Here is a 4,861-nt window from a genome sequence, read left to right on the forward strand (position 1 = left end):
TTTAGACGGATTGAAAGAAAAATTAAATGCAGCAGGAGCAAGTCGTTTTGGTTCTGGTTGGGCTTGGTTGGTTGTGACTAAAGAAGGGAAATTAGTAGTGAGTTCAACTCCAAATCAAGATAATCCATTGATGGATATTGCAGAAGTAAAAGGAACGCCAATCTTCGGAATCGATGTTTGGGAACATGCCTATTACTTAAAATACCAAAACAAAAGAGCCGATTATTTATCTGCTTTATGGAGTGTTGTAAACTGGACAGAAGTAAGTAAACGATACAAAGCAGCGATGCCAAAACCAGATACCTTTGCTGCTTGGCCAGAAATCAAAACGTTTCACAAAGTGATGTCACAAACTTTTCATTCAAGTGAAGAAGGAAATTTACAACCTATCAAAGAGAGAAGTGCTGAAATGGCTGAAAAAGCTAATGCTTTAAAAATGGCAAAAATTCCAGCGGAATTCAATAAAAAACAAATTGTAGCTTCGGTTAATAAATTAGCTAAAGATAGTAAAGCATTAGATAAATTAGTAAAATCAAAAGCTTCTGACGAGAAAATTACTAAAGCTTTAAATGGTTTACATGATACTTTTCATACGATAGTAGGATTGTGTACCCATGACGAAGAATAATATTTGAGATTAAAATATAAATGCCTTGTGATGAAAGTAAATCACAAGGTTTTTTATTAGAAATTATTTAAGAAATTTTTCTATTCAATTTCTTATCTTGCAACACTAAAATTAATGTTCGTTGAACTATGATTAGCACCAAAAACATCACTTTTTCCTACACCAAAGACCAAATCTTTCACATGCCCGATTTGTATTGTGAAGCGGGAAGTACTTTGTTGATTACAGGTGACTCTGGTAAAGGAAAAACTACCTATTTACATATTTTAGCAGGTTTGTTAAAACCAAAAACAGGCGAAATCGAAATCGATAAAACCGATATCGTTTCTCTTTCTGAAAAGGCAACCGATAAATTTCGTGGAAAGCATATTGGAGTGGTTTTTCAAAAATCGCATTTCATTGGTGCGTTGACCGTTTTAGAGAATCTGGAAATGGCAAGTTGGTTAGCAACGGGTAAAAAGCATACGAAAAGAGCTAGGAAATTATTAGAACAATTGGGAATCGAAAACCAAGCATCTAAATTACCATCGCAATTAAGTATTGGTCAACAGCAACGTGTTTCGATTGCACGAGCTTTGATGAATGAACCAAAAGTGTTGTTAGCTGATGAACCGACTTCGAGTTTAGATGATAAAAATGCGGAAAAAGTAATCGAATTGTTGACTTCGTTGTCGAAAGAATACAAAGCGGCTTTGCTAATCGTTACGCACGACAACCGAATTAAAGAAAGATTTATCAATAAAATTACCTTGATATGATAGCAAAATTAGCATGGAAAAATATATGGTTCAAACCATTAAATACCATCTTGAGTGTTGTTTTGCTAACCTCAAGTGTTGCGATTATTACGACTTTAGTTTTGGTCGAAAAGCAATTTGAAGAAAAATTTTCTAGTAATATTGACGGAGTTGATTTGGTAATGGGCGCGCAAGGAAGTCCATTACAATTGATTTTATCTTCGGTGTACCAAGTGGATTCTCCAACAGGAAATATTAGTTACGATTCGGCAAAAGTTTGGATGCAACATCCGTTTGTTCAAAAAGCGATTCCTTTAGCATTTGGAGATAATTACCGTGGTTATAAAATCTTAGGAACAACACCCGATTATTTAGAAAAATATGGAGCAACAATTTCCGAAGGAGAACTTTTCGAAAAAAACTTCGAAGTCGTAATCGGAAGTGATATCGCTCAAAAATTAAGTTTAAAAATTGGTGATGAGTTCTTCGGTTCGCATGGTGATGCAGCTGAAGGAGAAGTTCATGACCATTACGGATACAAAGTTGTCGGAATTGCAAAACCAACAGGAAAAGTCGTTGATAATTTAATTTTATGTACGATTCCAAGTGTTTGGCAAATGCACGGCGGACATGGTGAAGAAGAAAATTCTGCTCATGGTGAAGAAGGTCACGTTCATGTAGAAGGAGAAGAGCATCACGAGGAAGCTGATATGACTTTAGACGAACCTGGAATGGAAATCACAGCCGTTTTACTAAAATTCCGCAACAAAATGGGAATTGTAACTTGGCCAAGAATCATCGCACAAAATACTAAAATGCAAGTCGCTTCACCAGCTATCGAAGTAAATCGTTTGTTTTCTTTATTCGGAATTGGAATTTCAGCATTGCAATATTTGGCATATGGGATTATGTTGATTTCAGGAATTTCGATTTTCATCGCACTTTACAATACATTGAAAGAACGCGAAAACGAATTTGCCTTAATGCGTGTCAACGGAGCCAAAAGATTACAGCTTTTAAAAGTCGTGATGATTGAAAGTTTACTTTTATGTGTGGTTGGATTTGTTTTTGGTACGATTTTGGGAAGGGTAGGATTAAGTATGTTGTCTAACTCAGCTGAAGAAGATTTCAAAATGAGTTTCAATCCATACGAATTTATTTGGGAGAAAGAAGGAACTTTATTTTTACTAACTATATTTGTCGGCTTTATTGCAGCGTTAATTCCAGCTATAAAAGCATACAATTTAAATATTTCAAAAACATTAGCAAATGCGTAATTATATTAAATTAAGTTTGGCTTTAGTCGTTTTCATTTCAATGATGAGCTTTTCAGATAGTACAACTTCATCAGTAAAAACTACTAACAAATCATCAGTAGCAGCAGATACACTTACATGGAAAATGTTGGGTGATATTAAATACGTTCGTAAAAAACACGCGACTTATGGCGAAGTAGAATTTCCACAAGTAAACATGAAATTGAAAATGATGCAAAAGAAAACCGTTTTCATGAGCGGATTCATTGTGCCAATTGACAACAAAAACTATGCGTTGAGTAAAAACGTATTTGCAGCTTGTTTCTTCTGTGGAAAATCAGGACCAGAAACTATTGCTGGAATCAAATTTAAAGGTGGTGCTTTTCCAAAGTTAAAAACAGATACTTATGTAACCTTAAAAGGAACTTTTAGGTATAACGAAACTGACGTTGAAGATTGGATTTATCATATCGAAGACGCCATAATTATCTCTCAAAGCAAATAATTTAGAAGCCCATTCGTTTGGGCTTTTTTAATCATTTAATCATATAACATTGCAGTCATTCCAACATAAAAAACATCTTTTTTTTGATTTAGATCACACGCTTTGGGATTTTGATAAAAATTCAGGTTTTGCTTTTGATACCATTTTCAAACAGCAAGGTTTTGATATTGAATTATCGGATTTTCTAAATATTTACATTCCAAGAAATCAGCATTATTGGAAATTGTACCAAGTGAATAAAATCTCTCACGACGATTTACGTTATTTTCGTTTAAAAGATGTTTTTGATGCTTTAAAATTTGAAGTTTCGGACGAAATGATTCATCACTTATCCGAAGAATACATCAAATATTTGCCCGAATACAATCATCTTTTTGATGGAGCAATTGAATTATTGGATTATCTAAAACCAAAATATCAATTACATATTATTACCAACGGTTTTGCATCGGTTCAAACCAAAAAAATGAAAAATTCCAAGATTGATCATTATTTTGAAACGATTACTAATTCGGAAATGGCTGGAGTTAAAAAACCACATAAAAACATATTTAATTTTGCCTTATCTTTGGCAAACGCTTCAAAAGAAGAAAGCTTAATGATTGGTGATAGTTACGAAGCCGACATCATTGGAGCACAAGAAGCTGGAATGGAAGCGGTGTTTTTCAATGAACAAAATATCGAAGTTGAAAATACAGTTTTACAAGTAAGTCATTTATTAGAATTAAAAAAAATATTATAGTTATGAAGAAAGTAGTTTTAATTATCGGATTGTTCTTAAGTTTTGTTTCTGTTGCTCAAGAAAGTTATAAATACATCATTATTCCGTCTCAGTTTTCTTTTTTTAACGAAGCTAATAAATACGGTCTGAGCGAGTTGACTAAATCTTTTTTTCAAAGTGAAGGTTATGAAGTGTATTATGACAATGAAAAACTCCCAGATGATTTAATGAAAAATAGATGTTTGGCTTTGTTTGCAAATGCCTTTGAAAGCAATACAATGTTTATGACTAAAATATATTTTGAGCTTAAAGATTGTACAACTAATACTTTGTTAAAGAGTCAATTAGCAACAAGTAGAGAAAAAGAATATAAAATAGCTTATACGCGAACTTTCAGAGAAGCCTTATCATCACTTAAAGGGAAAATAAATTTTAAAAAAACAGACGAAATTCAAAATGTTGAAGTTGTGGAAACTCCAAAAGAAGTAGTAGAAGTTTATAAAAACGAAATTAGTACTAGTGCTGAAGCCACAAACAATTTATTTGCAATTACAACGGCTAACGGTTATAAACTTGTAAACGATAAACCAGAAACGATTTTTGTTTTAAAGAAAACTTCTGCGGATAATATTTTTATAGCTCTGAAAGATTCTAAATCAGGTGTTTTAATGAAAAAAACTAGTGGTTGGTTTTTTGAATATTACGAAGGTGATAAGTTGTTTTCAGAGAAGGTTGAAGTTAAGTTTTAAGACTAATATCCATACTTATCTTTCCATCTATTTTTCAAAAACTGACGTAATTCTTTTTCGCGAGCATTTTCTCCAGGTTCAAAGAATTTTGTTTCCGAAATTTCAGTAGGTAAAAACTCTTGCTCGGCAAAGTTGTTTGGGAAGTCGTGTGAGTATTTGTATTCTTCACCATAACCCAATTCTTTCATTAATTTGGTTGGTGCATTTCGTAAATGACTTGGAACGGGTAAATCGCCAGTTTGTTTTACCATTTGTTGCGCTTTTC

The 4,861-nt window shown here is 33.0% G+C and carries 5 protein-coding genes and 2 pseudogenes; 6 read left to right on the forward strand and 1 reads right to left on the reverse strand.

What is annotated here, in order from left to right:
• The 6 genes and pseudogenes from L6Q46_RS12025 to L6Q46_RS12050 all read left to right on the forward strand — a co-directional run.
• Window positions 1–286, forward strand: a pseudogene (locus L6Q46_RS12025) (Fe-Mn family superoxide dismutase); the annotation flags it as partial.
• A gap of 470 nt (window positions 287–756) precedes the next feature.
• Window positions 757–1,386, forward strand: coding sequence for an ABC transporter ATP-binding protein (locus L6Q46_RS12030; protein WP_166237534.1), 630 nt, complete (start codon window positions 757–759; stop codon window positions 1,384–1,386).
• A complete protein-coding gene (locus tag L6Q46_RS12035; RefSeq protein ID WP_291284505.1) occupies window positions 1,383–2,642 on the forward strand; it encodes an FtsX-like permease family protein in 1,260 nt (419 codons plus the stop codon). Before L6Q46_RS12030 ends, L6Q46_RS12035 begins: the two co-directional genes overlap by 4 nt.
• On the forward strand, window positions 2,635–3,126 hold the full coding sequence (locus tag L6Q46_RS12040) for a hypothetical protein (protein WP_291284506.1): 492 nt from the start codon (window positions 2,635–2,637) through the stop codon (window positions 3,124–3,126). Before L6Q46_RS12035 ends, L6Q46_RS12040 begins: the two co-directional genes overlap by 8 nt.
• A 49-nt stretch (window positions 3,127–3,175) precedes the next feature.
• Window positions 3,176–3,868 carry a YjjG family noncanonical pyrimidine nucleotidase gene (locus L6Q46_RS12045; protein ID WP_291284507.1) on the forward strand — a complete coding sequence of 231 codons (693 nt, stop codon included), beginning with the start codon at window positions 3,176–3,178 and terminating at the stop codon, window positions 3,866–3,868.
• A gap of 2 nt (window positions 3,869–3,870) precedes the next feature.
• A complete protein-coding gene (locus L6Q46_RS12050; protein WP_291284508.1) occupies window positions 3,871–4,596 on the forward strand; it encodes a hypothetical protein in 726 nt (241 codons plus the stop codon).
• A 2-nt stretch (window positions 4,597–4,598) separates the two neighbouring features.
• Here L6Q46_RS12050 and L6Q46_RS12055 read toward each other — a convergent pair.
• A pseudogene (locus L6Q46_RS12055) lies at window positions 4,599–4,861 on the reverse strand (replication-associated recombination protein A); the annotation flags it as partial.

Origin of the sequence: Flavobacterium sp., assembly GCF_023151265.1 — a bacterium.
Taxonomy (GTDB): domain Bacteria; phylum Bacteroidota; class Bacteroidia; order Flavobacteriales; family Flavobacteriaceae; genus Flavobacterium.